This window comes from Candidatus Sororendozoicomonas aggregata, assembly GCF_031528575.1.
In the GTDB taxonomy this organism is placed as follows: Bacteria; Pseudomonadota; Gammaproteobacteria; order Pseudomonadales; family Endozoicomonadaceae; genus Endonucleibacter; species Endonucleibacter aggregata.
Map to the genome: position 1 here is coordinate 1 of NZ_JAVLSP010000171.1, position 3,273 is coordinate 3,273.

General features: G+C 43.5%; 5 protein-coding genes. 2 read left to right on the top strand and 3 right to left on the bottom strand.

All coding sequences use genetic code 11. The annotated features are described in order from the left end of the window. On the bottom strand, nt 1-141 hold a 141-nt coding region (locus tag V4C51_RS17425), incomplete at its 3' end, for a helix-turn-helix domain-containing protein (protein ID WP_330925468.1). 110 nt (nt 142-251) lie between these two features. Here V4C51_RS17425 and V4C51_RS17430 point away from each other — a divergent pair. Together V4C51_RS17430 and V4C51_RS17435 are read left to right on the top strand one after the other, a co-directional pair. Continuing rightward, a complete protein-coding gene (locus V4C51_RS17430) occupies nt 252-1,271 on the top strand; it encodes a TadA family conjugal transfer-associated ATPase (RefSeq protein ID WP_330927446.1) in 1,020 nt (339 codons plus the stop codon). A gap of 66 nt (nt 1,272-1,337) precedes the next feature. Further along, the gene (locus V4C51_RS17435; RefSeq protein ID WP_330927447.1) at nt 1,338-1,934 is read left to right on the top strand and encodes a DUF6037 family protein; all 597 of its coding nucleotides are present in this window, start codon (nt 1,338-1,340) and stop codon (nt 1,932-1,934) included. Nucleotides 1,935-1,979: 45 nt separating this feature from the next. Here the strand turns inward: V4C51_RS17435 and V4C51_RS17440 are convergent, their stop codons facing one another. After that, nucleotides 1,980-2,273 (bottom strand): exosome complex component, encoded by a 294-nt coding sequence (locus tag V4C51_RS17440; protein WP_330927448.1) that lies wholly within the window; start codon nt 2,271-2,273, stop codon nt 1,980-1,982. After that, on the bottom strand, nt 2,266-3,057 hold the full coding sequence (locus V4C51_RS17445) for a ParA family protein (protein WP_330927449.1): 792 nt from the start codon (nt 3,055-3,057) through the stop codon (nt 2,266-2,268). Before V4C51_RS17445 ends, V4C51_RS17440 begins: the two co-directional genes overlap by 8 nt. Nucleotides 3,058-3,273 lie beyond the last annotated feature (216 nt).

Genomic DNA, 3,273 nt, shown 5'->3' on the forward strand with positions numbered 1-3,273 from the left:
TTTTTTATCGTTGTACCAGGCATCAGACCTGAGTCGCAAAGCCCAATTATAGACAAAGCGTACACAACCGAAAGTCTGAGCCAGTTGCTGCTCTTGCTCAGGTGTGGGGTAAAACCTGAATTTGTACGCTCGCTTAATCATTTTCACACAATATCATATTGCTGTGTGAAATAAATAATTTATTGCCAATCCTTCGGATTGGTCGCTACCACTCCCCGCACTAAAAGTACGGGGTATCCCGCGAGGAAAGGATGAACCAGGACGTTAAAGAAACACTGTTTGGCAATGTACCCACCGTTGACTATCAACGGTGGAGGATTGCAGAAACCTACTTTGAACCAATAAAGAGTGCATTTTTGGACTCAGACGTAACAGAAATTTGTGTAGACCGCTTTGATAGTATTTCTGTTGAAAAGCGGGGTCGCATCGAGAAAACAGACCTTACTTTTCAGTCAGAGAATGACTTGCAAAATTTCATTGTGCAAATTGCACAGTGCTTAGGACAGGTCATTGATGATGATAACGGCATCATGGATGCCCGGTTGCCTGATTGTTCAAGGCTTTGTTGTACTCTGCCTTCAGTCACCCCCCAAGGGGCAACGATTACACTCCGGGTTGTTCCTGAAACGGTTATAACTTCAAAAGACTTGCTTAATTTCGGATCGCTGTCTGAAGATATGCTTGATTACCTGGTAGAGCATATCAGGCTTGGTAGTAATATGTTGGTATCCGGTAATACAGGATCAGGAAAGACATCCTTATTACGTGTGCTGGCTCGCTATATGCCTGAACATGAACGTGTGATTACCTGTGAAGATACTCAAGAGCTTTATTTAGAGTGGTTGCCGTACAAAGTATCAATGGAAGCACCGAAGCGTGAAAACAGCACAATCAAAATGAAAAACCTGATTGAGGCTGCTTTACGTATGAGGCCCGACAGGATTTGGGTAGGTGAGATAAGGCATGCGCCAGCAGCCGATGCGTTTCTACAGGCAATCAATACCGGGCACAGTGGCTGTGTTACGACGATTCATGCAAATAGCTGTGCTGATGCGGTGACTCGCTTGCAGTATCTGATCGCTAGTGCTGGACTGGTTGACTTTGATCTCGCCAGACAACAAATCACAGGCTCTGTTGAAGTACTGGTACATGCCACCAGGCACCCGGATTATGGTCGCAAGGTGATGGAAATTGCAGAAATACGCCAGGGCGGCGAGATCAAGCCGGTGTTTTATTACAGCCCAGAGCAAGCTAACCACATGATTGCTTAGTGTATATCCTCAATTATTGTAACACGATTGTGTTACAATAGCGTATCGCTAATGAGGATAATGATAATGAAGATGTTAGCTTTGCAGATGCTGCATAAAGATATGTTAAGAATACAGACTGAAATGCAGCAGTTTCAGGTAGTGCTAGGGGCAGTCAGCTTTGACTGCCTTTTTTCGATAAGGGATACCCCATGCTACAAACTGTCTCTCACAACACGTGGTATTGATCCTAAATTCTTTATTTTTGATGTAAAGCCGGGATACTGGATTGAGCCATACTTCAAAGACTTTTTCTACGAACTGGCAGGGGTTCTCAATACAGGAGCCTTTTCTGGAAATAAGCTGATCCCCAAAGACTTTCTTGCTGGTTTGAATGAGGCTATTCCGACAAAAGCTAAAGCTGAAAGAGAGCCTTCACCACAAGCTATTATTGATTACAGGCCAGATATTTTAGAAGATCGAGACAAACCGTATTTTGATACGTGGATATATTGGAAAGAGTCAGGTAGAAAACCTTCAAAAGATAACTTGCACAAAACCCGTTTATTGTTTGGGCAGAAAGCTTATGAGTACAGCTTGCATTTCAAAGCGTCTTCAAAATGGAGTGCAAGTGATCTTCAACGAGATTGGAAAAGGCCAGCGCAAGGGAAAAAAATAGCATGACCTTAAATAACAGTGATATAAGGACTTCTTCGTAACACGTATGTGTTACGGAAGCTCTCTGATAATCTTCAGTAGTTGCTGTAGGTTCTTTTCTTTCATTGCCTGGAAGCATGCTCGTAGAAGGGTGTTTCTATCCCCCATACGAGTATGCTTTTTCAGCTCTTCCGCTAGTTGATTCATTTCGATAAGCTCATCATCGGGCACTCGTAGAGAGAATACAGATGTTTCCCTACTGGAGCTGGTCATACGACTAGCAACAGATGCTTTTTTCTTGTTTGCCCTCTTAGGGCTAGGGGGTTTGCCAGCAGTTACGCCTGCTAAACTGTCACTCTTACTCATTTTCTACAACCTCCTTGGCAATAGCGGCATAGTCCTTAGCTTCTGCACTGTTTGGATACAGGACAGCGATAGGCTTATTTAAAGCGACGGATTTTTCATATTTGACCGATTTAGGAATAAATCGGCTGAAGAGCTTCCTTTCGCCATGAGCAGAAGCTAGTTTTTCTGTCATATCAACGATTGTGGGGGCACGACGGTCAATATCACAGCGCAGAATGCGGTAATTAACCTCTTCGTATTCCTCCAGGTCATGCAGCTCCATTACCGTATCCAGTGTTTGCCAGGAGCCATCATAGGAGTCAGCAGAGCCATTAACTGGAATAATAAATTCATCGGCAGCCAATAGCGCGTTCATGGTAAGTACGCTCAATGCCGGGTTTGTGTCAATAATAATGTAGTCGAAGCGTGATAATTCTTTCTCACACCGCTTGAGTACCCTAGATAGTATTTCTTCACGGCGTGGTTTTGCCAGTATTTGTTCAGCAGTAACCGCTAGCTCACGATCCGCAGAGGCAGGCAGGATGAATAAATTTTCAATCGGGCCTTCACTGGTGCAGGCAGGGTATATAGCTGCATTAATATCAGGTTTTTTTTCAGTGAGCACATTACTGATTGTATACTCTTCCTCATTGCGACCAAGGCGTTTGGAAGCGTTTGCTTGCGGGTCTAGGTCAACAAGTAGCACTGACTTCTCCATCAATGACAGAGAGCATGATAGATTAACGGCTGATGTAGTCTTTCCTGATCCTCCTTTTTGGTTCGTTACAGCCATTTTCTTAGGCATTTTTGGGCTTCCTGTAGTGCTATGCAACACGTTTGTGTTACTGGATTGTTGTTCAGTAATGACAAGTGGATACTAATATTGTAACACATGCGTGTTACTGTCTATGCTTTTGTTAATTGTTATTGTTAATTTTTAGAGGAGGAAGGTATGGAGGACGATGATATTGTTGTCCGTGAAGGAGTTCGCGACTTTAGTGGGGATAATAGCGATTTTGTG

Coding starts and splice junctions, on each gene's coding strand:
- V4C51_RS17430 (WP_330927446.1), top strand. CDS start 252: ATGAACCAGGACGTTAAAGAAACACTGTTTGGCAATGTACCCACCGTT.
- V4C51_RS17435 (WP_330927447.1), top strand. CDS start 1,338: ATGAAGATGTTAGCTTTGCAGATGCTGCATAAAGATATGTTAAGAATA.
- V4C51_RS17440 (WP_330927448.1), bottom strand. CDS start 2,273: ATGAGTAAGAGTGACAGTTTAGCAGGCGTAACTGCTGGCAAACCCCCT.
- V4C51_RS17445 (WP_330927449.1), bottom strand. CDS start 3,057: ATGCCTAAGAAAATGGCTGTAACGAACCAAAAAGGAGGATCAGGAAAG.